The 26,345-nt window shown below is 65.3% G+C and carries 25 protein-coding genes; 16 read left to right on the forward strand and 9 right to left on the reverse strand.

Annotated elements, in window-relative coordinates; genetic code table 11:
* Positions 1–221: 221 nt before the first annotated feature.
* From NMG10_RS04050 to NMG10_RS04065, 4 genes are all read left to right on the forward strand, one after another.
* Entirely contained in the window at positions 222–2,009 is a 1,788-nt protein-coding gene (locus NMG10_RS04050; protein ID WP_254463858.1) for an N-acetylglutaminylglutamine amidotransferase, read from the forward strand.
* 3 nt (positions 2,010–2,012) lie between these two features.
* Positions 2,013–3,758 carry an N-acetylglutaminylglutamine synthetase gene (gene ngg / locus NMG10_RS04055; protein WP_254463859.1) on the forward strand — a complete coding sequence of 582 codons (1,746 nt, stop codon included), beginning with the start codon at positions 2,013–2,015 and terminating at the stop codon, positions 3,756–3,758.
* Positions 3,759–3,939: 181 nt separating this feature from the next.
* Positions 3,940–5,124, forward strand: coding sequence for an osmoprotectant NAGGN system M42 family peptidase (locus NMG10_RS04060; RefSeq protein ID WP_203647644.1), 1,185 nt, complete (start codon positions 3,940–3,942; stop codon positions 5,122–5,124).
* Between the two features lie 176 nt (positions 5,125–5,300).
* Positions 5,301–5,528: a YheU family protein gene (locus NMG10_RS04065; protein WP_203647645.1), complete on the forward strand. Its 228-nt coding sequence runs from the start codon at positions 5,301–5,303 to the stop codon at positions 5,526–5,528.
* Between the two features lie 7 nt (positions 5,529–5,535).
* Here NMG10_RS04065 and csrA read toward each other — a convergent pair whose 3' ends face one another.
* Entirely contained in the window at positions 5,536–5,721 is a 186-nt protein-coding gene (gene csrA / locus NMG10_RS04070) for a carbon storage regulator CsrA (RefSeq protein WP_203647646.1), read from the reverse strand.
* Positions 5,722–5,845: 124 nt separating this feature from the next.
* Positions 5,846–6,661 carry an SDR family oxidoreductase gene (locus NMG10_RS04075; protein ID WP_203647647.1) on the reverse strand — a complete coding sequence of 272 codons (816 nt, stop codon included), beginning with the start codon at positions 6,659–6,661 and terminating at the stop codon, positions 5,846–5,848.
* Between the two features lie 202 nt (positions 6,662–6,863).
* Here NMG10_RS04075 and NMG10_RS04080 point away from each other — a divergent pair, with 202 nt between their 5' ends.
* The gene (locus NMG10_RS04080) at positions 6,864–7,016 is read left to right on the forward strand and encodes a DUF3309 family protein (protein WP_082337667.1); all 153 of its coding nucleotides are present in this window, start codon (positions 6,864–6,866) and stop codon (positions 7,014–7,016) included.
* An 80-nt stretch (positions 7,017–7,096) separates the two neighbouring features.
* Here the strand turns inward: NMG10_RS04080 and NMG10_RS04085 are convergent, their stop codons facing one another.
* The 3 genes from NMG10_RS04085 to NMG10_RS04095 all read right to left on the reverse strand — a co-directional run bounded on the left by NMG10_RS04085 (position 7,097) and on the right by NMG10_RS04095 (position 10,177).
* Positions 7,097–8,761 carry a cation acetate symporter gene (locus NMG10_RS04085; protein WP_232856443.1) on the reverse strand — a complete coding sequence of 555 codons (1,665 nt, stop codon included), beginning with the start codon at positions 8,759–8,761 and terminating at the stop codon, positions 7,097–7,099.
* Complete coding sequence (locus tag NMG10_RS04090) at positions 8,758–9,069, reverse strand: DUF485 domain-containing protein (protein ID WP_110736475.1); 312 nt, start codon at positions 9,067–9,069, stop codon at positions 8,758–8,760. Before NMG10_RS04090 ends, NMG10_RS04085 begins: the two co-directional genes overlap by 4 nt.
* A gap of 247 nt (positions 9,070–9,316) precedes the next feature.
* Entirely contained in the window at positions 9,317–10,177 is an 861-nt protein-coding gene (locus NMG10_RS04095) for a glycine betaine ABC transporter substrate-binding protein (RefSeq protein ID WP_254463860.1), read from the reverse strand.
* 217 nt (positions 10,178–10,394) lie between these two features.
* Here NMG10_RS04095 and NMG10_RS04100 point away from each other — a divergent pair, with 217 nt between their 5' ends.
* Complete coding sequence (locus tag NMG10_RS04100; RefSeq protein WP_254463861.1) at positions 10,395–11,942, forward strand: beta (1-6) glucans synthase; 1,548 nt, start codon at positions 10,395–10,397, stop codon at positions 11,940–11,942.
* Positions 11,943–12,027: 85 nt separating this feature from the next.
* Here NMG10_RS04100 and NMG10_RS04105 read toward each other — a convergent pair whose 3' ends face one another.
* Positions 12,028–12,390: a hypothetical protein gene (locus NMG10_RS04105; RefSeq protein WP_234560819.1), complete on the reverse strand. Its 363-nt coding sequence runs from the start codon at positions 12,388–12,390 to the stop codon at positions 12,028–12,030.
* A gap of 217 nt (positions 12,391–12,607) precedes the next feature.
* Here NMG10_RS04105 and NMG10_RS04110 point away from each other — a divergent pair, with 217 nt between their 5' ends.
* Together NMG10_RS04110 and NMG10_RS04115 are read left to right on the forward strand one after the other, a co-directional pair.
* Positions 12,608–13,906 (forward strand): serine/threonine protein kinase, encoded by a 1,299-nt coding sequence (locus NMG10_RS04110; RefSeq protein ID WP_203647652.1) that lies wholly within the window; start codon positions 12,608–12,610, stop codon positions 13,904–13,906.
* Positions 13,907–13,979: 73 nt separating this feature from the next.
* Positions 13,980–14,714, forward strand: coding sequence for a VacJ family lipoprotein (locus tag NMG10_RS04115; RefSeq protein ID WP_232532265.1), 735 nt, complete (start codon positions 13,980–13,982; stop codon positions 14,712–14,714).
* A 135-nt stretch (positions 14,715–14,849) separates the two neighbouring features.
* Here the strand turns inward: NMG10_RS04115 and NMG10_RS04120 are convergent, their stop codons facing one another.
* Together NMG10_RS04120 and NMG10_RS04125 are read right to left on the reverse strand one after the other, a co-directional pair.
* Complete coding sequence (locus NMG10_RS04120; RefSeq protein WP_232856735.1) at positions 14,850–15,998, reverse strand: patatin-like phospholipase family protein; 1,149 nt, start codon at positions 15,996–15,998, stop codon at positions 14,850–14,852.
* 270 nt (positions 15,999–16,268) lie between these two features.
* The gene (locus NMG10_RS04125) at positions 16,269–17,204 is read right to left on the reverse strand and encodes a lipid A biosynthesis lauroyl acyltransferase (protein WP_203647654.1); all 936 of its coding nucleotides are present in this window, start codon (positions 17,202–17,204) and stop codon (positions 16,269–16,271) included.
* Between the two features lie 100 nt (positions 17,205–17,304).
* On the opposite strand from NMG10_RS04125, the gene minC reads away from it, so the two are divergent.
* The 7 genes from minC to NMG10_RS04160 all read left to right on the forward strand — a co-directional run bounded on the left by minC (position 17,305) and on the right by NMG10_RS04160 (position 24,061).
* On the forward strand, positions 17,305–18,066 hold the full coding sequence (gene minC, locus NMG10_RS04130) for a septum site-determining protein MinC (protein ID WP_203647655.1): 762 nt from the start codon (positions 17,305–17,307) through the stop codon (positions 18,064–18,066).
* 96 nt (positions 18,067–18,162) lie between these two features.
* Positions 18,163–18,975, forward strand: a complete 813-nt coding sequence (gene minD, locus NMG10_RS04135) for a septum site-determining protein MinD (RefSeq protein WP_203647656.1) — start codon at positions 18,163–18,165, stop codon at positions 18,973–18,975.
* Positions 18,976–18,978: 3 nt separating this feature from the next.
* The gene (minE, locus tag NMG10_RS04140; protein WP_023631120.1) at positions 18,979–19,233 is read left to right on the forward strand and encodes a cell division topological specificity factor MinE; all 255 of its coding nucleotides are present in this window, start codon (positions 18,979–18,981) and stop codon (positions 19,231–19,233) included.
* Between the two features lie 147 nt (positions 19,234–19,380).
* Positions 19,381–20,016, forward strand: a complete 636-nt coding sequence (locus NMG10_RS04145; protein WP_084941741.1) for an RluA family pseudouridine synthase — start codon at positions 19,381–19,383, stop codon at positions 20,014–20,016.
* Between the two features lie 162 nt (positions 20,017–20,178).
* Positions 20,179–21,468, forward strand: coding sequence for a M18 family aminopeptidase (locus NMG10_RS04150; RefSeq protein WP_203647657.1), 1,290 nt, complete (start codon positions 20,179–20,181; stop codon positions 21,466–21,468).
* A 224-nt stretch (positions 21,469–21,692) separates the two neighbouring features.
* A complete protein-coding gene (locus tag NMG10_RS04155) occupies positions 21,693–21,863 on the forward strand; it encodes a hypothetical protein (protein WP_167388396.1) in 171 nt (56 codons plus the stop codon).
* A 44-nt stretch (positions 21,864–21,907) separates the two neighbouring features.
* The gene (locus NMG10_RS04160; RefSeq protein ID WP_254463862.1) at positions 21,908–24,061 is read left to right on the forward strand and encodes a mechanosensitive ion channel family protein; all 2,154 of its coding nucleotides are present in this window, start codon (positions 21,908–21,910) and stop codon (positions 24,059–24,061) included.
* Between the two features lie 99 nt (positions 24,062–24,160).
* Here NMG10_RS04160 and NMG10_RS04165 read toward each other — a convergent pair whose 3' ends face one another.
* The gene (locus NMG10_RS04165) at positions 24,161–24,874 is read right to left on the reverse strand and encodes a UTRA domain-containing protein (RefSeq protein WP_203647658.1); all 714 of its coding nucleotides are present in this window, start codon (positions 24,872–24,874) and stop codon (positions 24,161–24,163) included.
* 327 nt (positions 24,875–25,201) lie between these two features.
* On the opposite strand from NMG10_RS04165, the gene NMG10_RS04170 reads away from it, so the two are divergent.
* Positions 25,202–26,260, forward strand: coding sequence for an ABC transporter substrate-binding protein (locus NMG10_RS04170; protein ID WP_050704574.1), 1,059 nt, complete (start codon positions 25,202–25,204; stop codon positions 26,258–26,260).
* Positions 26,261–26,345: the final 85 nt, after the last annotated feature.

Below are 26,345 nucleotides of genomic sequence, written 5' to 3' on the forward strand. Positions count from 1 at the left end.
CCTTTCCGGCCGGTCCGACACCTCGGCAAGGCCGCTCCTACACAGGCGACCGCGATCTCCTGTAGGAGCGGCCTCGTGCCGCGAAAGGACCGCACAGCGGTCCCAGTCCCCGACAACCACATATAACAGATTGATCTAAAACTCTCACAAGCTACCCCGGTCCCTACCTAAGTGCCCACCTTCGCGGCACACCTCCCCAACGGCAAAACCGGTAAGGACTTATGTGCGGATTAGCAGGAGAGTTACGTTTCACCCCCATCGACCAAGCCCCTCGCCCGGCGGACCTCGCCGCGGTGGAGCGCATCACCCACCACCTGGCGCCCCGCGGCCCCGACGCCTGGGGCTTCCATAGCCAGGGCCCGATCGCTCTCGGCCACCGGCGCCTGAAGATCATGGACCTGTCCGACGGCTCGGCCCAGCCCATGGTCGACAACACCCTGGGCCTGGCGCTGGCCTTCAACGGCGCCATCTACAACTTCCCCGAACTGCGCGAGGAGCTACAAGCCCTGGGCTACAGCTTCTGGTCCAACGGCGACACCGAGGTGCTGCTCAAGGGCTACCACGCCTGGGGCGCGGCGTTGCTGCCCAAGCTCAACGGCATGTTCGCCCTGGCCATCTGGGAGCGCGACAACCAGCGCCTGTTCCTGGCCCGCGACCGTCTGGGCGTCAAGCCTCTGTACCTGTCGCGCAACGGCGAGCGCCTGCGCTTCGCCTCGACCCTGCCGGCACTGCTCAAGGGCGGCGATATCGACCCGGTGATCGACCCGGTGGCACTGAACCACTACTTGAACTTCCACGCCGTGGTACCGGCGCCACGCACCCTGCTGGCCAATGTGCAAAAGCTCGAGCCCGGCACCTGGATGCGCATCGACCGCCATGGCGAGGTCGAGCGCCAGACCTGGTGGCAACTGCACTACGGCCCGAACCCGGACGAACGCGAACTCGACCTGGAGGGCTGGACCAGCCGCGTGCTCGATGCCACCCGCGACGCCGTGGCGATCCGCCAGCGCGCCGCGGTGGACGTCGGCGTGCTGCTCTCCGGCGGCGTCGACTCCAGCCTGCTGGTCGGCCTGCTGCGCGAGGCCGGCGTGGACGACCTGTCGACCTTCTCCATCGGTTTCGAGGACGCCGGCGGCGAGCGCGGTGACGAGTTCCAGTACTCCGACCTGATCGCCAGGCACTACCACACCCGCCACCACAAGCTGCGCATCGCCGAGCACGAGATCATCGAACAGTTACCGGCGGCCTTCCGCGCCATGAGCGAGCCGATGGTCAGCCATGACTGCATCGCCTTCTACCTGCTCTCGCGGGAGGTGGCCAAGCATTGCAAGGGCGTGCAGAGCGGCCAGGGCGCCGACGAGCTATTCGCCGGCTACCACTGGTACCCGCAGGTGAACGGCGCCGAGGATGCCTTCGGCGCCTATCGCGAGGCGTTCTTCGACCGCAGCCACGCCGAATACCGCGCCACCGTGCAGGCGCCGTGGCGCCTGGACAACGACGCGGCCGGCGACTTCGTCCGCGAACACTTCGCCCGCCCCGGCGCGCCGGACGCGGTGGACAAGGCCCTGCGCCTGGACAGCACGGTGATGTTGGTGGACGACCCGGTCAAGCGGGTGGACAACATGACCATGGCCTGGGGCCTGGAGGCGCGCACGCCGTTCCTCGACTACCGCCTGGTGGAGCTGTCGGCGCGCATTCCGGCACGCTTCAAGCTGCCCGACGGCGGCAAGCAGGTGCTCAAGCAGGCGGCGCGTCGGGTCATTCCCCACGAAGTGATCGACCGCAAGAAGGGCTATTTCCCGGTTCCCGGCCTCAAGCACCTGCAAGGCGCCACCCTGGACTGGGTACGCGAGCTGCTGACCGACCCCAGCCAGGATCGCGGGCTGTTCGACCCGGCCATGCTCGACCGCCTGCTGAGCAACCCCCACGGCCAGCTAACCCCGCTGCGCGGCTCCAAGCTGTGGCAGTTGGCGGCCCTGAACCTGTGGCTCAGCGAACAAGGAATCTGACCGATGAAAGCCCACGAGATCGCCTATGGCCAGCGCCTGCTGCGCGGCCAGGCGCCGTCCTACGAGCGCTTGCAGGCACGCCTGGCCGGCGACGGCAGCGACCCCCACGACCAGCCGCGAGCCGTGCATTGCGGCTGGGGGCGGCTGCTGATCGGGCATACCTACCCCGATCCGCTCAGCCTGGCCGAAGCGCTGCTGCAAGAGCAGGCCGGCGAGCGCGACATCGCCCTGTACGTCGCCGCCCCGCAGCAGGTACTGGCCCAGGCGCCGCAACAGCTGTTCCTTGACCCGTCGGATACCCTGCGCCTGTGGTTCACCGACTACCGGCCGGCGCGGCGCGTGTTTCGCGGCTTTCGCATTCGCCGGGCGCAAGGACCGGCGGACTGGCAGGCGATCAATGCGCTGTACCAGGCCCGCGGCATGCTGCCGGTCGACCCCGAACTGCTCACCCCACGCCACCTCGGCGGGCCGGTGTACTGGCTGGCCGAGGACGAAGACAGCCACGCGGTGATCGGCAGCGTAATGGGCCTGGACCACAGCAAGGCCTTCGACGACCCCGAGCACGGCTGCAGCCTGTGGTGCCTGGCGGTGGACCCACAGTGCACCCGCCCGGGCGTCGGCGAAGTGCTGGTGCGTCACCTGATCGAGCACTTCATGAGCCGTGGCCTGGCCTGCCTCGACCTGTCGGTGCTGCACGACAACCGCCAGGCCAAGCGGCTGTACAAGAAGCTTGGTTTGCGTACCCTGCCGACCTTCGCCATCAAGCGCAAGAACGGCATCAACCAGCCGCTGTTCCTCGGCCCCGGTCCCGAGGCCGGGCTCAACCCCTATGCACGGATCATTGTCGACGAGGCGCTGCGCCGGGGCATCGAGGTGCAGGTGGAGGACGCGGGTGTAGGGCTGTTCACCCTGACCCTGGGCGGACGGCGCATCCGCTGTCGGGAATCGTTGAGCGACCTGACCAGCGCCGTGACCATGACCCTCTGCCAGGACAAGCGTCTGACCCGCCAAGCCCTGTACAACGCGGGTCTGCAGGTACCGGCGCAGCAACTGGCGGGCAATGCCGATGACAACCAGGCATTCCTCGACGAGCACGACACGGTGGTGGTCAAGCCGGTGGATGGAGAGCAGGGCCAGGGGGTGGCGGTCAATATCACCACGCTTGAAGCGCTGAGCCATGCCGTGGAACAGGCCCGCGTCTTCGACAGCCGCGTGCTGCTGGAGAGTTTCCATGCAGGCGTCGACCTGCGCATCGTGGTGATCGGCTACGAGGTGGTGGCGGCTGCAATCCGCCATCCGGCCCAGGTGATCGGCGACGGCAAGCACAGCCTCCGTGCGCTGATCGAAGCCCAGAGCCGGCGCCGCCAGGTGGCCACCGGCGGCGAGAGCCGCATTCCACTGGACGAAGAGACCGAGCGCACGCTCAAGGACGCGGGGCTGGGCTACGACGACATCCTGCCCGCCGGGCAACGATTGGCCGTGCGCCGCACCGCCAACCTGCACACCGGCGGTACCCTGGAGGATGTCACCGCGCGCCTGCACCCGGTACTGGCCGATGCCGCCGTGCGTGCTGCCCGCGCCCTGGAAATCCCGGTGGTGGGCCTGGATTTGATGGTCCGCGATGCCGAACATCCGGACTACGTGATCATCGAGGCCAACGAGCGTGCGGGATTGGCCAATCATGAACCGCAGCCTACGGCCGAGCGCTTTGTCGATTTGTTGTTCCCACATAGCCGACCTGTGGCCTGACAACCCCTCGTTATTTGTAGGAGCGGCCTTGTGCCGCGAAAGGGGTGCGAAGCGCCCCCAGGATTTCAGCTTCGCTGCATCTATCGCCGGGCCCGCTTTGCGGGCCTTTCGCGGCACAAGGCCGCTCCTACAAAGGCCTTGCCCGCAGTTTGGAAATTTCACCCCGACCGGAGACCTGGACATGTCCGAACGACTCCCCGAACCCGATCTCGACTACCTCAAACGTGTGCTGCTGGAGATGCTCGCCATCCCCAGCCCCACCGGCTTCACCGACACCATCGTGCGCTATGTCGCCGAGCGCCTGGACGAACTGGGCATCCCCTTCGAGCTGACCCGTCGCGGCACCATACGCGCCACGCTGAAGGGCCGCCAGAACTCGCCCGACCGCGCCGTCTCGGCGCACCTGGACACCATCGGCGCCAGCGTGCGCCAGTTGCAGGACAACGGTCGCCTGGCCCTGGCACCGGTGGGTTGCTGGTCGAGCCGCTTCGCCGAGGGCAGCCGGGTCAGTGTGTTCACCGATACCGGCGTGTACCGCGGCAGCGTGTTGCCACTGATGGCCAGCGGGCACGCCTTCAACACCGCCATCGACCAGATGCCGATCAGCTGGGAACACGTTGAAGTGCGCCTGGACGCCTACTGCGCCACCCGCGCCGATTGCGAGGCGCTGGGGATCGCCATCGGTGACTGCGTTGCCTTCGATCCGCTGCCGGAGTTCACCGAAAGCGGCCATATCAGCGCCCGCCACCTGGACGACAAGGCCGGCGTGGCGGCCTTGCTGGCGGCGCTCAAGGCCGTGGTGCAAAGCGGCCGTCAGCCACTGATCGACTGCCACCCCTTGTTTACCATCACCGAGGAGACCGGCTCGGGCGCCGCGGCCGCCCTGCCCTGGGACGTCAGCGAATTCGTCGGCATCGACATCGCCCCGGTGGCGCCGGGGCAGGCCTCCAGCGAGCACGCGGTGAGCGTGGCCATGCAGGATTCGTCCGGTCCCTACGACTATCACCTGTCGCGCCACTTGCTGAAGCTGGCCGGCGATGCTGATTTGCCGGTACGCCGCGACCTGTTCCGCTACTACTTCAGCGACGCCCACTCGGCGGTGACCGCCGGGCACGATATCCGCACCGCCCTGGTGGCCTTCGGCTGCGATGCCACCCATGGCTACGAGCGCACCCATATCGACAGCCTGGCGGCGCTCAGCCGGCTGCTCGGCGCCTACCTGCTCAGCCCGCCGGTGTTCGCCAGCGACTCGCAGCCGGCCAATGCCTCACTGGAGCGCTTCAGCCACCAGCTGGAACACGACGCGCAGATGGAAAGCGATACCCGGGTGCCGGCGGTGGACAGCCTGGTGGGCAACAAAGGCTAAGCTCAAACGCCTATCCCTGTAGGAGCGGCCTTGCGCCGCGAACGGGTCGCGTAGCGGCCCCTGGATCAAAGATCGCCGGGGCCGCTTTGCGGCCCGTTCGCGGCACAAGGCCGCTCCTACAAGGGAATTGCAAATTCACGTAGCATGCCCCCATTCCCACAACCACTGCCCAGACCATGCTGATCCCCTACGACCAACTCGAAGCCGAAACCCTGACCCGCCTGATCGAGGACTTCGTCACCCGCGACGGCACCGACAACGGCGACGACACCCCACTGGAAACCCGCGTGCTGCGGGTACGCCAGGCCCTGGCCAAGGGGCAGGCGTTCATCCTGTTCGACATGGACAGCCAGCAGTGCCAGTTGCTGGCCAAGCATGACGTGCCGCGGGAGCTCTTCGAGTAGCCGGCCTTCAGGCCTGCTGCTTCTCCAACTCCAGTGCCTTGATGCGTTTGTACACCTCGACCCGGTGCACCTCCACTTCGCGCGGCGCGCAAATGCCGAAACGGACCTGGCCGTTCTCCACGGACATCACCTGGATCCTGATGTTGTCGGAAATGACGATGACCTCGCCCACTTCTCGTCCGATTACCAGCATGCTCCGATCCTCCCGCTCAATGGAAAATCGGAGACTGCCCCGCCAGCTTTGGCCTACTCAATCCTTCTTCGGATAAATAGACATGCCCTACTGGCGAGGGTAAAAAAACCTACAGAAACTTCCCTCAATGTGCGGCTTTGCGTGCCTTCGCCCGCATTTTCACCGCCATGTCCGCCATTTCATCGTACAGCCGCTGGGGCGACTGGCATTTGAGCTGCCAGGCCTGACGCCCGGCTTCGTGGGGCAGGATCAGGAACTCGCCAGCCGCAACCCGCTGATGGATATACTCGGCGATATCGGCGGCATTGATCGGCGAGCCTTCCAGCAGTTTGCCCACCTGCGCCTTCATCGCCGGATCCGGCCCGCGGAACGAGTCGAGCAGGTTGGTCTGGAAGAACGACGGGCACACCACATGCACCGCCACCTCGACCTGGCGCAGCTCCACCAGCAGGCTCTCGGACAAGGCCAGCACCCCGGCCTTGGCCACGTTGTAGTTGCTCATGCCCGGCCCCTGCATCAGGGCGGCCATGGAGGCAATATTGATGATCCGCCCACGGCTGCGCTCGAGCAGCGGCAGGAACGCCTTGCAGCCCTTGACCACGCCCATCAGGTTGACCGCGATCTGCCAGTCCCAGTCCTCCAGGGACAAATCGGCGAAGAACCCGCCCGACGCCACCCCGGCATTGTTGACGATCACGTCGATGCCGCCGAGCTTCTCCTCGCAGGCCTGGGCCAGGGCGGTGAGCTGGCTGTAGTCGCGCACGTCGCAGCGCTGGATGAAGCCGTCACCACCGGCGCCACGCACCAGCTCCAAGGTCTCGCGCAGGCCCGCTTCATTGACATCGGCCAAGGCCAGGCGCCAGCCATCGCGGGCCCAGCGCAGGGCGATCTCGCGACCAAGGCCGGAGCCGGCGCCAGTGATCATCATTCGGTTGTGCATGGTCAGCTGCCTTGAACAGTGGGATTGGCCTGGAGTCTAGCCAGAACGCGGGCCACAGCGGTGCAGCATCAGAATGCTGAATGAGGATTCATCCACCCGGGGCCTGCACAACCGATGGAATCTTTGCCCACCGCCAACGGTCGGAACAGTAAGCGCCCAGCATTCCGAGGCCCTTGACCCTCAACTACGCAAGGACTCCATCATGACCACGATCCTCATCATCATCCTGATCCTGCTGCTGGTCGGTGGCTTACCGGTCTTCCCGCACTCGCGCAGTTGGGGCTACGGTCCTTCCGGCATCATCGGCGTGGTGCTGGTGGTGTTGTTGATCCTGTTGCTGCTCGGTCGGATCTGAGCCAGCCATTGCAGCTGGCTCCCTGTTGAACGAAAACGCCCCGGCAAGCCGGGGCGTTTTCGTTCAGGCAACAACCAGGATCAGTGGGAAACCGCCCCGCTGGCCCCAAGGCCGGTCTGCGAACGGACGAACTGCGGGAAGAACAGCGCGCGCTCGTTCTCGGCAGCCTTGGACTTGTCGGTGACCGAGAAGAACCAGATGCCGGCGAAGGCAATGATCATCGAGAACAAAGCCGGGTACTCGTACGGGTAGATGGCTTTCTCGTGACCGAGGATCTGCACCCAGATGGTCGGGCCCAGGACCATCAGGCCCACCGCGCTGACCAGGCCCATCCAGCCGCCGATCATGGCGCCGCGGGTGGTCAGTTTCTTCCAGTACATCGAGAGCAGCAGCACCGGGAAGTTGCAGCTGGCGGCGATGGAGAAGGCCAGGCCGACCATGAAGGCGATGTTCTGCTTCTCGAACAGGATACCCAGGCCGATCGCCAGCACGCCCAGGGCGATGGTGGTGATCTTCGACACGCGGATCTCGTCCTTGTCGTTGGCCTTGCCCTTGCGCCAGACGCTGGCATACAGGTCATGGGACACCGCCGAGGCACCGGCCAGGGTCAGGCCGGCGACCACCGCCAGGATGGTGGCGAAGGCCACCGCCGAGATGAAGCCGAGGAACACGCTGCCGCCCACGGCATCGGCCAGGTGCACCGCCGCCATGTTGTTGCCGCCGATCAGGGCGCCGGCGGCGTCCTTGAAGTCGGGGTTGGTGCTGACCAGCAGGATCGCGCCGAAGCCGATGATGAACGTCAGGATGTAGAAGTAGCCGATGAAGCCGGTGGCGTACAGCACGCTCTTGCGCGCTTCCTTGGCGTCGCTGACGGTGAAGAAGCGCATCAGGATGTGCGGCAGACCGGCGGTGCCGAACATCAGCGCCAGGCCCAGCGAGAACGCCGAGATCGGGTCCTTGACCAGGCCGCCCGGGCTCATGATCGCCTCGCCCTTGGCATGCACCTTGATCGCCTCGGAGAACAGGGTGTTGAAGTCAAAGCCCACGTGCTTCATCACCATCAGCGCCATGAAGCTGGCACCGGACAGCAGCAGCACCGCCTTGATGATCTGCACCCAGGTGGTGGCGAGCATGCCGCCGAACAGCACGTACAGGCACATCAGGATGCCCACCAGGATCACCGCCACGTGGTAGTCCAGGCCGAACAGCAGCTCGATGAGCTTGCCGGCACCGACCATCTGCGCGATCAGGTAGAACGCCACCACCACCAGCGAACCGGAGGCCGACAGGGTGCGGATCTCCTTCTGCCCGAGGCGGTACGAGGCCACGTCGGCGAAGGTGTACTTGCCCAGGTTGCGCAGGCGCTCGGCGATCAGGAACAGGATGATCGGCCAGCCGACCAGGAAGCCGATGGAGTAGATCAGGCCGTCGTAGCCCGAGGTGAACACCAGTGCGGAAATACCCAGGAACGAGGCCGCCGACATGTAGTCACCGGCAATCGCCAGGCCGTTCTGGAAGCCGGTGATCTTACCGCCGGCGGCGTAGTAGTCGGCCGCCGACTTGTTGCGTTTGGAGGCCCAGTAGGTAATGCCCAGGGTGAAGGCGACGAAGGCCACGAACATGGCAATCGCCGAGACGTTCAGCGGCTGTTTCTGCACCTCGCCGGTCAGGGCATCGGCGGCCCACACGGCGGGTGCGAAAGCGCCGCAGGCCAGGACGGCCAGGGTTTTGGCGTGACGGATCATTGCTTGGCCTCCTCGAGAATGGCCTTGTTCAGTTCATCGAACTCGCCGTTGGCGCGACGCACGTAGAGCGCGGTGAGCACGAAGGCCGAGAGGATCAGGCCGACGCCCAGGGGAATGCCCCAGGTGATCGACGACTCGGGGCTGAGCTTGGCGCCCAGCACGTGCGGGCCATAGGCGATGAGGAGGATGAAGGCGCAGTAAAGGCCGAGCATGATCGCCGAGAGAATCCAGGCGAAGCGCTCGCGCTTGGTAACCAGTTCCTTGAAGCGCGGACTGTTCTGTATCGATTGGTAAATGCTGTCGTTCATTGTTTTTGTCCTAGCAGCACAGAGTAGGGATAACCCGACTCCAACTTTATGCTGCCGCTGGACGCCAACCAGACGACCTTAGTCTTAGATGCAACGGTGTTTTACAGTTTTCGCAACAACCAAAACCCGAGTAGGGGCATTCGCGGGTAAACCCGCTCCCACAGGTAAGCCACAATGTTCAAGTTTGTGGTGATCCTGTGGGAGCGGGTTTACCCGCGAAATGGTCGCACTGGCCTCTACGGCGAGGTTACTTGCCGGTCCACTCCTTGACCCGCTCCGGATGCTTGGCCACCCAGTCCTTGGCAGCGGCCTCGGGCTTGGCGCCTTCCTGGATCGCCAGCATCACCTCGCCGATCTCATCCTTGGACTGCCACTGGAACTTCTTCAGGAACTCGGCCACTTCCGGCGCCTTGCTCGCCAGTTCCTTGCTGCCGATGCTGTTGACCGTTTCGGCGGCGCCGTACACGCCCTTGGGGTCCTCAAGGAACTTGAGTTTCCACTTGGCGAACATCCAGTGCGGTACCCAGCCGGTCACGGCGATGGACTCGTTCTTCTTGTAGGAGCGGCCCAGCTCGGCGGTCATCGCCGCGCCGGAGCTGGCCGTCAGTTTGTAGCCGGTCAGGTCGTAGTCCTTGATGGCCTGCTCGGTCTTGAGCATGACCCCGGAGCCGGCATCGATGCCGACGATCTTGTTCTTGAAGCTGGCATCGGTCTTGAGGTCGGCGATGCTGCTGGCCTTGACGTACTCGGGGACGATCAGGCCGATCTTGGCATCCTTGAAGTTCGGCCCGTAGTCGACGACGTTGTCCTTGTTCTTGGCCCAGTACTCGCCATGGGTCACCGGCAGCCAGGCCGAGAGCATGGCGTCGAGCTTGCCGGTGGCCACGCCCTGCCACATGATCCCGGTGGCCACGGCCTGCAGCTTCACGTCATAGCCGAGTTTCTGCCTGATCACCTCGGCGGCCACGTTGGTGGTGGCCACGCTGTCCGACCAGCCGTCCACGTAACCGATGCTCACTTCCTTGGCCATGGCCTGCGCAGTGCTCATGGTCAATACCAGGGCGGCGCCCACACTCAGGAAACGTCGTACTCTTGTAAAAGTCGCCATCAAAGCATCCCCTCGTCAGGTCTTGGAGAGAGCATCATCGACCTGCCCCCGCGCACGACCTGCTCTGTCAGCGACCTCCAGCGAACGATCAGCGACAGCACTGTGCCATTAGCGCCATGCCAGCCGAGCGGCCTGCGCGATCCTTGCATGCCAAAGGCTTGGCGCCGGTCATTTGCGGCTATCATCTAGCCCTTTGTGCTTGCCGACGGACCGCCCGATGCCCAGTAACACCCGACTGCTCCTGCCTGCTTACCTGCTCGCCTGCCTGCTCGCCCTCATCGGGCTGTGGGCGCTCTGGTACGGCCTCGGCAAGCCGGTGCACCTGCCCGATGCGGCGAGCCCGACGCACAAATTGCAGTGCGCGTCCTACACCCCGTTCGACAAGGACCAGTCGCCGTTCGACCAGCCGTTTCGCCTGCGCCCGGCGCGCATGGACGCCGACCTGGCGTTGCTGAGCGAGCGATTCCAGTGCATCCGCACCTATTCGATGACCGGCCTGGAGGCGATCCCGGCGCTGGCCCGCAAGCATGGCCTGAAGGTGATGCTCGGTGCCTGGGTCAACTCAAGCCCCGTGGACACCGACAAGGAAATCGAATTGCTGATCGCCGCGGCCAACGCCAACCCCGACGTGGTCAGCGCGGTGATCGTCGGCAACGAGGCGCTGCTGCGCAAGGAAATCACCGGCGAGCGCCTGGCCGGGCTGATCGAGAAAGTGAAAAGCCAGGTGAAGGTGCCGGTGACCTACGCCGATGTCTGGGAGTTCTGGCTGCAACACCCGCAGATCGCACCGGCGGTGGACTTCCTCACCATCCACCTGTTGCCCTACTGGGAAGACGATCCACGTGGCATCGATGCGGCGCTGGCCCATGTGGCCGAAGTGCGCCAGGTATTCGGCAACCGCTTCGCGCCCAAGGACATCCTGATCGGCGAGACCGGCTGGCCCAGCGAAGGACGCCAGCGTGAGACGGCGGAGCCGAGTCGGATCAACGAGGCGCGTTTCATCCGCGGCTTCGTCGCCCTGGCCGAGGCTAACGGCTGGCGCTACAACCTGATCGAGGCGTTCGACCAGCCCTGGAAGCGTGCCAGCGAAGGCGCCGTGGGCGGCTACTGGGGGCTGTACGATGCCGACCGCCAGGACAAGGGCGTGCTTGAAGGGCCGGTGAGCAACCTGGCGCTGTGGCCGCAGTGGTTATTGGCCAGTGTGATACTGATGCTGACGACCCTGGCTCTGGCCGGGCGCCCGGCAAGCCGCCGCGCCGCCCTGCTGCTGCCGTTGCTGGCGGCCTTGGGCGCCGGCAGCCTCGGGCTGTGGGGGGAACTGATGCGCACCAATGCCCGCTTTGCCGGGGAATGGCTGTGGGCGGTGGCCCTGGCCGGTTTGAACCTGTTGGTGCTGGCCCATGGCGCGCTGGCCCTGGCTCGCAGAGACGGCTGGCGCCAGCGGTTGTTCGCCTGGCTGGAAAAGCATGCCGGCACATGGCTGCTGGCGGCCGGATTCGCCGCGGCGGTGAGCATGCTGGCGATGGTGTTCGACCCGCGCTATCGCAGCTTCCCCAGTGCGGCGCTGCTGCTGCCGGCAGTGGTCTATCTGCTGCGGCCGGTGTCGGCGCGGCGGGCGGAGGTGGCGTTGCTGGCCTTTATCGTGGGCGCTGGAGTGGCGCCGCAGTTGTTCCAGGAAGGGTTGGCGAATCGACAGGCCTGGGGTTGGGCGGTGGTCAGCGTGTTGATGGTTGGCGCGTTGTGGCGCAGCTTGCGCAAAGCCTGATGGCCCATCGCGGGGCAAGCCCGCTCCCACGTTGAGGTCAACGCCTTGTTTGAGCGTGGGAGCGGGCTTGCCCCGCGATACGACCTCAAGCCGTGCGCCGTACCAGCCGCAACCCCGCCAGCACCACGGCAAACACCGCGATGCTCGCGGTATACAGCACCAGCGCCGGAATCCCGAACAACAGCGCCAGCGCCGCCAGCCACCACCCACCTCGGCCAGGCACCAGTTGGCAGAGCAACGCCAACCCCAATGCCCCCCAGGCAATTATCTGGAAATGTATCCCCAACCCCAGCAGCGATCGCACCTGGCATTGCCAGACCTCCCCCGGCACGCTGCACAGCCCGACCCACCGGGCATCCTCCATCAGCCCATAGCGCACGCCATAACTGGCCGCGAGCCACAGCGGCAGGAACAGCAACAGGGCAACGACCGGCCACCAACGCGCCATGCGGATCTCCAATAGCGGTAATCGAAACGTTGCATGATCGCCCAGGGGCCGCGACAAGGCAAAATCATGGCCCTGCAGCTATGTTGCACAAGACAAACGTTGTCCGGCGCGGCAACATCTTGTGCGACGAACGACAGGGCAACGGGCAACTTTGTCCGACTTGTCGTGGTCCTAGCCTGCGAACTGCACGACCTTGCGTTTTCCCTGGGGGACATAAATGCTTCGATCTTTGCGCCTCGCCGCCCTGCTGGGTGGCCTGCTCATGGCTGCGGCCGCTTCGGCGCGGGATATCGACGCGGCGAGCTACGGCTATCCGTTGACCAACCCGTTCGAGGCGACCATCGCCACCACGCCGCCGGAACAGCGCCCGACGCTGCCCAGCGACGACGACATCGACCAGGCCGACTACAGCCTCACCCTGCGCCCGGAGCGCGAGTTCACCCTGCCCGATAACTTCTGGTCGGTGAAAAAACTGCGCTATCGCCTGGCCAGGCAGGACCACGAAGCGCCATTGATCTTCCTGATCGCCGGTACCGGCGCGCCCTATTCCAGCAGCATCAACGAGTACCTGAAGAAGCTGTTCTACCAGGCCGGCTACCACGTGGTGCAGCTGTCGTCGCCGACCAGCTGGGACTTCATGAGCGCCGCCTCGCGCTTCGCTACCCCCGGGGTGACCAGCGAGGATGCCAAGGACCTGTACCGGGTCATGCAGGCGGTGCGCGCCCAGCAGGCACACCTGCCGGTCAGCGAGTACTACCTCACCGGCTACAGCCTCGGGGCGCTGGATGCGGCATTCGTCAGCAAACTCGACGAAACTCGCCAGAGCTTCAACTTCAAGCGCGTCCTGCTGCTCAACCCACCGGTCAACCTGTACACCTCGATCAGCAACCTGGACAAGCTGGTGCAGACCCGGGTCAAGGGCATCGACCGCAGCACCACGTTCTACGAGTTGATGCTGGAGAAGCTCACCCGGTATTTCCAGGACAAGGGCTACATCGACCTCAACGAAGCGCTGCTGTACGACTTCCAGAAGTCGCGCCAGCACCTGTCCAACGAACAGATGGCCATGCTCATCGGCACCTCGTTCCGCTTCTCGGCCGCCGACATCGCCTTCACCTCCGACCTGATCAACCGCCGCGGCCTGATCATCCCGCCGAAATTCCCGATCACCGAGGGCAGCAGCCTGGAGCCCTTCTTCAAACGGGCCCTGCAATGCGACTTCGACTGCTACCTGACCGAGCAGGTAATCCCCATGTGGCGAGCGCGCACCGACGGCAACAGCCTGCTGCAGCTGGTCGACCAGGTGAGCCTGTACGCACTGGAGGACTACCTGCGCGCCAGCCCCAAGATCGCCGTGATGCACAATGCCGACGATGTGATCCTCGGCCCCGGCGACATCGGTTTCCTGCGCCGGGTGTTCGGCGAACGCCTTACGCTCTACCCCCATGGCGGCCATTGCGGCAACCTCAACTACCGCGTCAACAGCGACGCCATGCTGGAGTTCTTCCGTGGTTAACAGACTGCTGCTCGTCACCGCCCTGCTCGCCAGCGGCTGCGCCCTGGCCGAGGAAGTCGCGCCGCGTGCCAGCGTGGTCGAGGCCGACAAGACCGAAACCCTCACCGTGGAGGCCGACGGTTTCGTCGATCCGCTGCGCGAGCTCAAGTTCAACCCCGGCCTGGACCAGCGCGAGTTCGAACGCTCGACCCTCGCCGCGCTGAACATCTACGACCCGCTGGAATCGCTGAACCGGCGCATCTACCACTTCAACTACCGCTTCGACCAGTGGGTGTTCCTGCCGGTGGTCGATGGCTACCGCTATGTCACCCCAGGCTTCGTGCGCACCGGGGTGAGCAACTTCTTCAACAACCTGGGTGATGTGCCCAACCTGTTCAACAGCGTGCTGCAGCTCAAGCCCAAGCGCTCGGCGGAAATTACCGCGCGGCTGATGTTCAACACCATCATCGGTGTTGGCGGCCTGTGGGACCCGGCGACCAAGATGGGCCTGCCCCGCCAGAGCGAGGACTTCGGCCAGACCCTGGGCTTCTATGGGGTGCCGGACGGGCCGTACCTGATGCTGCCGATCCTCGGGCCATCCAACCTGCGCGACACCACCGGGCTGGTGGTCGACTATGTGGGAGAGAAGGAGATCAACTACCTGAACGTGCCCGACACCGCCAGCGACCACCCGGAACTCACCGTGCTGCGGGCGGTGGACAAGCGCTACACCACCAACTTCCGCTATGGGCAGACCAACTCGCCGTTCGAGTATGAGAAGCTGCGGTACGTGTATACCCAGGCGCGCAAGTTGCAGATCGCTGAATAACGGCAACCCCGATCCCCTGTAGGAGCGGCCTTGCGCCGCGAAAGGGCCGCAAAGCGGCCCCGGCAGTCTTGAGATGGGCACACATCCTGGGGCTGTTCTGCAGCTCTTTCGCGGCACAAGGCCGCTCCTACAGGGTCAGGCGGGCAATCCCAGGAACTGACACAACTCCCGCTTCTTGGCCAATGCATCCTTGCGCCCCAGTTCGATCAGCTCGCTGCAATAGCTCGCCTCGAACAGCAGGTAGCTCAGCACCCCCGCGCCGCTGGTCTTGGTAGCGCCAGGCCCACGCAGGAACAGCCTCAGCGCCGCCGGCAGCTCGCGCCGATGACGGGCGGCGATCTCGTCCAGCGGCTGGCTGGGCGCTACCACCAGCACCTCGATCGGCGCCAGCCCCAGGCGCCGGGCGTCCAGGTGCGCCGGCATCAGGTGGCTCAGATGGTTGAGCCGCTGCAGCAGCTCGATATCGTCCTCGAGGCTGTCGATGAAGGTGCTGTTGAGCATGTGCCCGCCGATCTGCGCCAGGCTTGGCTGCTGGCCGCTGAACACGCGCTGGGTCGGCAAGGGCGGCGCCGGGCGCTGGGGGTTGCCACTGACGCCGACCACCAGCACGCGGCTGGCGCCCAGGTGCAGCGCCGGGCTGATCGGCGCCGACTGGCGCACCGCGCCGTCGCCGAAGAACTCATCGCCCAGGCGCACTGGCGCGAACAGCAGCGGGATCGCCGAGCTGGCCAGCAGGTGGTCGATGGTCAGCGGCGTGGGCATGCCGATGCGCCGGTGGCGCAGCCAGGGTTCGATGGTGTCGCGGCCCTGGTAGAAGGTCACCGCCTGGCCGGACTCGTAGCCGAAAGCGGTCACGGCAATGGCGCGCAGCTGATTGGCCGCCAGGGAGTGGGCGATGCCATCCAGGTCCAGGTGTTCATGCAGCAGACGGCGCAGCGGGCGGCTGTCGAGCAGCGCCACCGGCACCTGGCCGCCAAGCCCCAGCAGGCTGTGGCCGACGAAGCGGCTGGCCTGGCGAATCACCCCGGGCCAGTCGCTGCGCAGCACCAGGTGGCTGCGAAAGTTCTGCCAGAAGGCGGTCAGGTGCTGCACCGATTCGGCGAAGCGGGTGGCGCCGCTGGCCAGCTTGACGGCGTTGATGGCGCCGGCGGAGGTACCGACGATCACCGGAAAGGGGTTCGCCGCCCCAGGGGGCAGCAGCTCGGCGATGCCGGCCAGCACGCCAACCTGGTAGGCGGCGCGGGCGCCGCCGCCGGAGAGGATCAGGCCGGTGGTTGGGGACATGCTTCCTTCCTGGATCATAGTTGACAGGTCTGGCCTCTTCGCGGGTAAACCCGCTCCCACAGGTACAGTGCCGGCCTTAGCATATACATACCCCCTGTGGGAGCGGGCTTGCCCGCGAAGAGGCCGGCCCTGCTATAGCAACAGCCAGCCCTTCTTCTTGTCATACCGCCGTTGCTCATCTCTCACAGGCACAGCATCAAGCTCAGCGCTTGCCCAGCCTCTGTGGGAGCGGGTTTACCCGCGAAGAGGCCGGGCCTGCTCTCACAACAGTCAGCGTTTCTTCTTGTCGTACAGCCGTGGCTCGCCCTCGGGCCGCGACTTGAAGCGCCGGTGCGCCCACAGGTACTGCTCGGGACACGCGCGCAGCACGCCCTCGACCCACTGGTTGATACGCAGGCAGTCGGCTTCCTCGGTTTCGCCGGGGAAGTCCTCGAGCGGCGGGTGCACCACCAGACGATAGCCGCTGCCGTCCTCAAGCCGTCGCTGGGTAAACGGAATCACCCGGGCCTTGCCCAGCCGGGCGAACTTGGTGGTGGCCGTGACGGTGGCTGCGGGGATACCGAACAGCGGCACGAAGATGCTCTGCTTGGCGCCATAGTCCTGGTCCGGCGCGTACCAGATCGCCCGGCCCTTGCGCAGCAGCTTGAGCATGCCGCGCACGTCATCACGCTCCACGGCCAGCGAATCGAGGTTGTGGCGCTCGCGGCCACGGCGCTGGATGAAGTCGAACACCGGGTTGCCATGCTCGCGGTACATGCCGTCGATGGTGTGGGCCTGGCCCAGCAGCGCGGCGCCGATCTCCAGGGTGGTGAAGTGCACGGCCATGAGGATGGCGCCCTCGCCTTCGCGCTGGGCGGCCTGCAGGTGCTCGATGCCCTCGATGTGGGCCAGGCGTGCAAGACGGGCCTTTGGCCACCACCAGCTCATGGCCATCTCGAAGAAGGCGATGCCGGTGGAGGCGAAGTTTTCCTTGAGCAGGCGTTGCCGTTCGTCGCCGGACAGTTCGGGGAAACACAGTTCGAGATTGCGCGCGGCAATGCGCCGGCGCTCGCCGGCCACCCGGTACATCACCGCGCCCAGGGCGCGACCCAGCCCCAGCAGGGCGCGGTACGGCAGCTGGGCGACCAGCCACAGCAGGCCCAGGCCCAGCCACAGGCCCCAGAATCGCGGGTGGAGGAAAGAGGATCGAAAACGCGGGCGTTCCATTGAAGCTTCCGGCAAGACATGAGCCCGGCATTCTACATCGGTTGCGGGCAATCGGTCTTATCGCTATAAGTCAGGGCACTTTTTTCGCAACAAGCCGTCTATGCAGACCATGAGCCCCAACCAGACACCCGACAACGCCCCCGTGTTCCAGCTCAAGGGCAGCATGCTTGCCATCACCGTGCTGGAACTGGCGCGCAACGACCTCGAATCCCTCGACCGCCAGCTAGCGGCGAAGGTGGCGCAGGCGCCGAATTTCTTCAGCAACACCCCGCTGGTGCTGGCCCTGGACAAGCTGCCCCATGACTCGGGCGCCATCGACCTGCCCGGGCTGATGCGCATCTGCCGTCATCATGGCCTGCGCACCCTGGCGATCCGTGCCAGCCGCATCGAGGACATCGCCGCGGCGATCGCCATCGACCTGCCGGTGCTGCCGCCGTCCGGGGCCCGCGAACGCCCGCTGGAACCCGAGCCGGAAGTGAAGACGCCCGAGCCTGCACCCGCTCCACCAGCGGCACCGGCCGAACCCGAGGTACGCCCGACGCGGATCATCACCTCGACCGTGCGCGGCGGCCAGCAGATCTACGCCCAGGGCGGCGACCTCGTGGTCACGGGCTCCGTCAGCCCCGGCGCGGAACTTCTCGCCGATGGCAACATCCATGTGTACGGCGCCATGCGCGGCCGTGCCTTGGCGGGTATCAAAGGCAATACCAAGGCGCGCATCTTCTGCCTGCAGATGACCGCGGAAATGGTCTCGATCGCCGGCCAGTACAAAGTCTGCGAAGACCTGCGCCGCGACCCGCTGTGGGGATCGGGCGTGCAGGTCAGCCTGTCCGGCGACGTGTTGAACATCACCCGTCTTTAACGGATACTTGCCGGCATTTTTAGCGCAACTTTTTTCCAGTTGCCGTTTTTTGTATTTGCAGGGACGCCTGTCCCGATTATTTAGGGGTGAAACACCTTGGCCAAGATTCTCGTGGTTACTTCCGGCAAGGGGGGTGTGGGCAAGACCACCACCAGCGCCGCTATCGGTACCGGCCTCGCGCTGCGCGGGCACAAGACTGTCATCGTCGACTTCGACGTCGGCCTGCGTAACCTCGACCTGATCATGGGCTGCGAACGCCGCGTGGTGTACGACTTCGTCAACGTGGTCAATGGCGAAGCCAACCTGCAACAGGCCCTGATCAAGGACAAGCGCCTCGAGAACCTGTTCGTCCTGGCCGCCAGCCAGACCCGCGACAAGGACGCCCTGACCAAGGAAGGCGTCGAAAAGGTCCTGATGGAGCTCAAGGAGCAGTTCGAGTTCGTGGTCTGCGACTCGCCGGCCGGTATCGAAAAAGGTGCTCACCTGGCGATGTACTTCGCCGACGAAGCCATTGTCGTGACCAACCCGGAAGTCTCGTCGGTGCGTGACTCCGACCGCATGATCGGCCTGCTGTCCAGCAAGTCGCGCCGTGCCGAGCAAGGTGACGACCCGATCAAGGAACACCTGCTGATCACCCGCTATCACCCGGAGCGCGTCGAGAAAGGCGAAATGCTTGGCGTCGAAGACGTCAAGGAAATCCTCTCGGTCGAATTGCTGGGTGTGATTCCCGAATCCCAAGCCGTACTCAAGGCCTCCAACCAGGGCATCCCGGTCATCCTTGACGACCAGAGCGATGCCGGCCAGGCCTACAGCGACACCGTCGACCGCCTGCTGGGCAAGCCAAAGCCGCTGCGGTTCATCGAAGTGCCGAAGCAAGGATTCTTCGCGCGCCTGTTTGGAGGCAAATAAACCATGAACCTTTTTGACTTCTTTCGTGGCAGACAGAAACAGAGCAGCGCGTCGGTAGCGAAAGAGCGTCTACAGATCATCGTGGCGCACGAGCGTGGCCAGCGCAGCACCCCGGACTACCTGCCAGCCTTGCAGAAGGAGCTGGTCGAGGTGATCCGCAAGTACGTCAATATCGGCAACGATGACGTGCAGATCGAGCTGGAAAACCAGGGCAGTTGCTCGATTCTGGAACTGAACATCACTTTGCCTGATCGCTGATTCAAGCACTTCCGGCTGATCCTGGGGCTGCCTTGCAGCCCTTTCGCGGCACAAGGCCGCTCCTACACAGGCCCTGCCCCCTGTAGGAGCGGCCTTGTGCCGCGAAAGGGCCGCAAAGCGGCCCCGATTGTCTATAGAGAACCTGCAATGCCGCTGTCGAACATCCAGATCCTTCACGAAGACGCCGCCATCCTGGTGATCAACAAACCGACCCTGCTGTTGTCGGTGCCGGGCCGCGCCGAGGACAACAAGGACTGCCTGATCACCCGCCTGCAGGAAAACGGCTACCCGGATGCCCTGATCGTCCACCGCCTGGACTGGGAAACCTCGGGGATCATCCTGCTCGCCCGCGACGCCGACAGCCACCGCGAGCTGTCGCGCCAGTTCCACGACCGCGAGACGGAAAAGGCCTATACCGCGCTGTGCTGGGGCCAACCGACCCTGGACAGCGGCAGCATCGACCTGCCGCTGCGCTACGACCCGCCGACCAAGCCGCGTCATGTGGTCGACCATGAACAGGGCAAGCACGCCCTGACCTTCTGGCGCATCGTCGAGCGCTGTGGCGATCATTGCCGGGTCGAGCTGACACCGATCACCGGACGCTCGCACCAGTTGCGCGTGCATATGCTGTCGATCGGCCACCCGCTGCTGGGCGACCGACTGTACGCCAACCCCGAGGCGCTGGCGGCCCATGAGCGGCTGTGCCTGCATGCGTCGATGCTGAGCTTTACCCATCCGGTTTCGGGTGAGCGGTTGAAGTTCGAGTGTCCGGCACCGTTCTGATCCATCGGCGCTGGATTCTTCGCGGGTAAACCCGCTCCCACAGGAGAGTGCCTAACTTGAAATCTGCGCGGTCCCTGTGGGAGCGGGCTTGCCCGCGAAGAGGCCGACACAAATTTTCGAGTATTTACGCTAAACTCGCGCCACTGCTGTCTGGAGTGACTTATGCGCGATGCCCTGAACGCCGGCCTGATCGAATTCCTCAAGGCCTCCCCGACGCCCTTCCATGCCACCGCCAGCCTCGCGCAGCGCCTCGAGGCCGCCGGTTACCAGCGCCTGGACGAACGCGACAGCTGGGCCACCGTGCCCGGTGGTCGCTACTACGTGACCCGCAACGATTCCTCGATCATCGCCATCAAGCTCGGCAAGCTCTCGCCGCTGCTGGGCGGCATCCGCATGGTCGGCGCCCACACCGACAGCCCGTGCCTGCGGGTCAAGCCGCAGCCCGAGCTGCAACGCCAGGGCTTCCTGCAACTGGGCGTGGAAGTGTACGGCGGCGCCCTGCTCGCGCCCTGGTTCGACCGCGACCTGTCGCTGGCCGGGCGGGTCACCTTCCGCCGTGACGGCAAGGTCGAGAGCCAGCTGATCGACTTCAAGCTGCCGATCGCGGTGATCCCGAACCTGGCGATCCACCTCAACCGCACCGCCAACGAAGGCTGGCAGATCAACCCGCAGACCGAGCTGCCGCCGATCCTGGCCCAGGTGGCCGGCGACGAGCGCATCGACTTCCGCGCCCTGCTCACCGAGCAGCTGGCCCGCGAGCACGACCTCAATGCCGACGTGGTGCTGGACTACGAGCTGAGCTTCTACGACACCCAGGACGCCGCGCTGATCGGCCTGAACGGCGATTTCATCGCCGCCGCCCGCCTGGACAACCTGCTGTCATGCTATGCCGGCCTGCAGGCCTTGCTGGGTGCCGACAGCGACGAGACCTGCGTGCTGGTGTGCAACGACCACGAGGAAGTCGGCTCGTGCTCGGCCTGCGGCGCCGACGGCCCGATGCTCGAGCAGACCCTGCAGCGCCTGCTGCCCGAGGGCGACGAATACGTGCGCACCATCCAGCGCTCGCTGATGGTCTCGGCCGACAACGCCCACGGCGTGCACCCCAACTACGCCGACAAGCACGACGGCAACCACGGCCCCAAGCTCAACGCCGGCCCCGTGATCAAGGTCAACAACAACCAGCGCTACGCCACCAACAGCGAAACCGCCGGTTTCTTCCGCCACCTGTGCATGGCCGAGGAAGTACCGGTGCAGAGCTTCGTGGTGCGCAGCGACATGGGCTGCGGCTCGACCATAGGCCCGATCACCGCCAGCCACCTGGGCGTGCGCACGGTCGACATCGGCCTGCCGACCTTCGCCATGCACTCGATCCGCGAGCTGTGCGGCAGCCATGACCTGGCACACCTGGTGAAGGTGCTCAGCGCGTTCTACCGCAGTCGCGAACTGCCCTGAGACCGAGTCGCCTTCTTCGCGGGTAAATCGCATCGGCGCACCGCCACTCCCACAGGGATATCATTGTTATTGAGCCCAGTGATATTCCTGTGGGAGTGGCGGTGCGCCGATGCGATTCACCCGCGAAGAGGCCGGCACAGGCGACGCAACTGTCCCGGATCAACGCCCTCCGCGCGCAACCCGCTATGCTTAAGACATGCCCCACAGCAAAAGGATTGCCGTCCATGTCATCCCCCTTCCTCTCCCTCTTCGTGCCGGTGTTCCTGTTCCTGATGCTGCTGACCATCGGCTTCAGCCTGCGCGAGCGCAATGTCGGCGTGCTGATGATGTGGATCGGCACCCTCGGCATCTTCGGCCTCACCTGCTGGAAGATCCTCGAGAAACTGCCGTCGTAAACCACTACACTCGGGCAAACGTTTGACCTGAGGTAGAGTTTCCGGTGCCAGCCCTCCTGCGTTGCATCACGCTGCTGTTCCTGCTGTTCGTCACCCCGGCGCACGCCGCCGGCCTGCCCGGCCTGCTCGGCTCCAGCACACCCGCCCAGCCCGAAGCCAGCGAACCGCTGGGCAAGTCGCTGGACGAGGTGATCAAGAACCTGGAGAACGACCAGCAACGGACCAAGCTGCTGGCCGACCTGAAGAAGCTGCGCGACGCCACCAAACAATCGCAACCCACCGTCGAGCAGGGCGTGCTCGGGCTGATCGGCGGCGCCCTGCACGATTTCGAGCAGCAGTTCAGCGGCGATGCCAGCCCGTTCAAGCGCTGGTCGCTGGAAATCGACCAGGCGCAGGACGAGCTGGCCGCGCTGGTGGTGCCGGTGCACCAGTGGCCGGCGATCCTGTTCGGCTTTGCCGGGGTGATCCTGGTCTGGAGCCTGTTGGCCTACACCTTCAACTGGATCGGCCACCGCGTGCGCCTGCGCTTCGGCCTGACCGAGGAACTGCCCCAGCACCCACGTACCTGGGACCTGGTGCGCTTCGCCCTGCGCAAGCTGGGACCGTGGCTGGTGGCGCTGGTGTTCACCGTGTACCTGAGCTTCGCCCTGCCCTCCTCGCTGGGCAAGTCGATGGCCATGGTGCTGGCCTACGCGCTGGTGGTCGGCACGCTGTTCTCGGCGATCTGCGTGATCGCCTTCTCGCTGCTCGACGGCCCGCATCGCCACCGCGCCCTGCACATCCTGCGCCACCAGGCATTCCGCCCGCTGTGGCTGATCGGCAGCTTCGCCGCGTTCGGCGAGGCGATGAGCGACCCGCGCCTGACCACCGCGCTGGGCAGCCACCTGGCCCACGCCCTGGCCACCCTGGCCAATGTCGTCGCCGCGCTGTGCACCGGGCTGTTCATCCTGCGCTTTCGCCGCCCGATCGCCCACCTGATCCGCAACCAGCCCCTGTCCCGACGACTGACCCGGCGCACCCTGAGCGACACCATCGAGCTGCTCGGCAGTTTCTGGTACGTCCCGGCGCTGATCCTGGTGGCGATCTCGCTGTTCGCCACCTTCGTCTCCGCCGGCGACACCAGCACCGCCCTGCGCCAATCGCTGATGTGCACGGTGCTGGTGGTGGTGTGCATGGTGCTCAACGGCCTGGTCCGACGCCACGCCGCCAAGCCCAGGCGCGCCAACAAGCGCCAGGCGGTCTACACCGAACGCCTGCGCAACTTCGGCTACGTGCTGGTGCACCTGTTCATCTGGCTGGTGTTCATCGAACTGGGCCTGCGTGTGTGGGGTCGCTCGATGATCAGCTTCGCCGAAGGCGACGGCCATGAGGTCAGCCTGCGCCTGCTGGGCCTGGCCGGCACGCTGATCGTCGCCTGGCTGGTGTGGATCCTCGCCGACACCGCCGTGCACCATGCCCTGGTGCGCTCGCGCCGGGGCCTGGCCAACGCCCGGGCGCAGACCATGATGCCGCTGATCCGCAACGTGATGTTCGTGGTGATCTTCATCATCGCGGTGATCGTCGCCCTGGCCAACATGGGCATGAACGTCACCCCGCTGCTGGCCGGTGCCGGCGTCATCGGCCTGGCCATCGGTTTCGGCGCCCAGTCGCTGGTGGCCGACCTGATCACCGGGCTGTTCATCATCATCGAGGACTCGCTGGCGATCGACGACTACGTCGACGTCGGCGGCCACCTGGGCACGGTCGAGGGCCTGACCATCCGCACCGTGCGCCTGCGGGACATCGACGGCATCGTGCACACCATCCCGTTCAGCGAGATCAAGAGCATCAAGAACTACTCGCGGGAGTTCGGCTATGCGATCTTCCGCGTGGCCATTCCGCACAGCATGAACATCGACCAGGCCATCACGCTGATCCGCGAAGTGGGGCAGAAGTTGCGCAACGACCCGCTGATGCGCCGCAACATCTGGTCGCCGCTGGAGCTGCAGGGGGTGGAGAGTTTCGAGTCGGGTTCGGCGATCCTGCGGGCGCGGTTCAAGACCGCACCGATCAAGCAGTGGGAGGTGTCGCGGGCGTTCAACCTGGCGTTGAAGCGGCAGCTGGACGAGGCGGGGCTGGACCTGGCGACGCCGCGGTTGTCGGTGCAGGTGGTGACGGCCGGAGGGGGCCAGATGGCGGAAACCGGGTCCTCCAGTTAGGGCCCTTTCGCGGGTAAACCCGCTCCCACAGGATTGCCACACATTCGAAAATTGTGGGGTCCCTGTGGGAGCGGGTTTACCCGCGAAGAATCCAACACCTTATCCCGCCTGGGCACGGATGCGGATCGCATCGTGGCGCCAATATTCCAGGTCACAGTCGATCAGATGCCCATGCTGGTCACTGTTGACCCGGGTGATATGCAAGCCCGGACTGCCCGCCGAGACCTTCAGCGCCCCCGCCGCCGCCACCGGCAACGCGGTCGGCAGGATCTCGAAACACACCTGCCCATAGTGAATGGCGTACTCCCGCGCGTAGATCTCGGTCAGCGACCGTGCCAGGTCCAGCTCAAGAATCTTCGGGAAGTAGCGCGGGTTGAGGTAGTGCTCGGCATACAGCACCGCCCTGCCGTCGATGCGCCGCAAACGGCAGATCCGCACCACGCTGGACAACGCCGGCAGGCGCAGGCGCGCGCAGATCGACGCCGAGGCCGGCTGCAGGCGCGCCGACAACAACTCGGTGCTCGGTACCCGCCCCTGGTCGCGGACCATCGCATGGAAATGGCTGCGCTCGATCAGGTCGTAGGTCAGCCGCTCGGGCGCGACGAACCAGCCACGGCGCTCCTCGCGGTAGATCAGCCCCTGGGCCTCCAGCTGCACCAGCGCCTCGCGCAGGGTGATGCGCGTGGTGTCGAACACTTCGCTGAGCCTGCGCTCGGCCGGCAGCTTGCCGCCGGGGGCCAGCAGGCCGTGTTCGATCTGCTCCTGCAGGGCATGGCAGATGGCTGTTACCGCGCGCGGTGGCGTCGCTTGCATCAAAGGTTACCTATCTGGACTAGTCCAGCCCCATAACAGGGCATGTGGCGATGGCTACAAGCCTAGGCATGGCTGATGAACATCCTGTGACAAAGCCTCGCCCAGGGACTTGCCAGATCCGGGCCAGGCCACGCGATTCAAGGCTTTCGATGTGGTCTACGCTGTATTCCCAGAGCCATCGGCCTGCCACCCGCGCCCTCTCCTTACATCAAACTGTCACGCAACAGGCCTACCTTGGCTCAAGGTTTGCTGACCTAGACCAAGGGTTCGCAAGCACCGCTTCTGTTCATAACAACGAATGCAAGGCACCCACCAAAGGAGCTTCGGATGAAAAAGTTGTTCATGGCGTCACTGCTCGGTTCGGCCATCGCTTTTTGCACCTCGGCCATGGCCCAGGACCTCAAGGCCCTTGAAGACGCCGCCCGCAAGGAAGGCACCGTCAACAGCGTGGGCATGCCCGATGCCTGGGCCAACTGGAAAGGCACCTGGGAAGACCTGGCCAAGAAGTACGGCCTCAAGCACAGCGACACCGACATGAGCTCGGCCCAGGAGATCGCCAAGTTCGACGCCGAGAAGGACAACGCCAGCGCCGATATCGGCGACGTCGGCGCCGCCTTCGGCCCGATCGCGGTCGCCAAGGGCGTCACCCAGGCCTACAAGCCGAGCACCTGGGACCAGGTGCCGGCGTGGGCCAAGGACCAGGACGGCCACTGGGCGCTGGCCTACACCGGCACCATCGCCTTCATCATCAACAAGGACCTGGTCAAGGAAGGCGAACGCCCAACCACCTGGCACGACCTGGAAAAGGGCAAGTACAAGGTCGCCATCGGTGACGTCGGCACCGCCGCCCAGGCCGCCAATGGCGTGCTCGCCGCCGCCATCGCCTACAAGGGCGACGAAAGCAACATCGAGCCGGGCCTGCAGCTGTTCACCAAGCTGGCCCAGCAGAAGCGCCTGTCGCTGGCCAACCCGACCATCCAGACCCTCGAGAAGGGCGAGGTGGAAGTGGGCGTGGTGTGGGACTTCAACGGCCTGAGCTACCGCGACCAGATCGACCCGAAACGCTTCGAAGTGCTGATTCCGTCGGACGGCTCGATCACCTCCGGCTACACCACCATCATCAACAAGTACGCCAAGCACCCGAACGCGGCCAAGCTTGCCCGTGAGTACATCTTCAGCGATGCCGGACAGACCAACCTGGCCATCGGCCACGCCCGGCCGATCCGCGCCGAGCACCTGAAGCTGCCTGCGGACGTGCAGGCCAAGCTGCTGCCCAACGAGCAGTACAAGGCCGCCCAGCCGATCAAGAACGCCGAAGCCTGGGAAGCGACCTCCAAGGCCCTGCCGCAGAAGTGGCAGGAGCAGGTGATCATCGAGATGGAATAAGCGCCATCATCCTCGTGGGGGGGGGGGGGGGGGGGGGGGGGGCGCGGCCCGGGGGCCCCCCCGCCCCCCCCCCCCCCCCCCCCCC

The organism is Pseudomonas sp. DVZ6 (assembly GCF_024259445.1).
Classification (GTDB): domain Bacteria; phylum Pseudomonadota; class Gammaproteobacteria; order Pseudomonadales; family Pseudomonadaceae; genus Aquipseudomonas; species Aquipseudomonas peradeniyensis.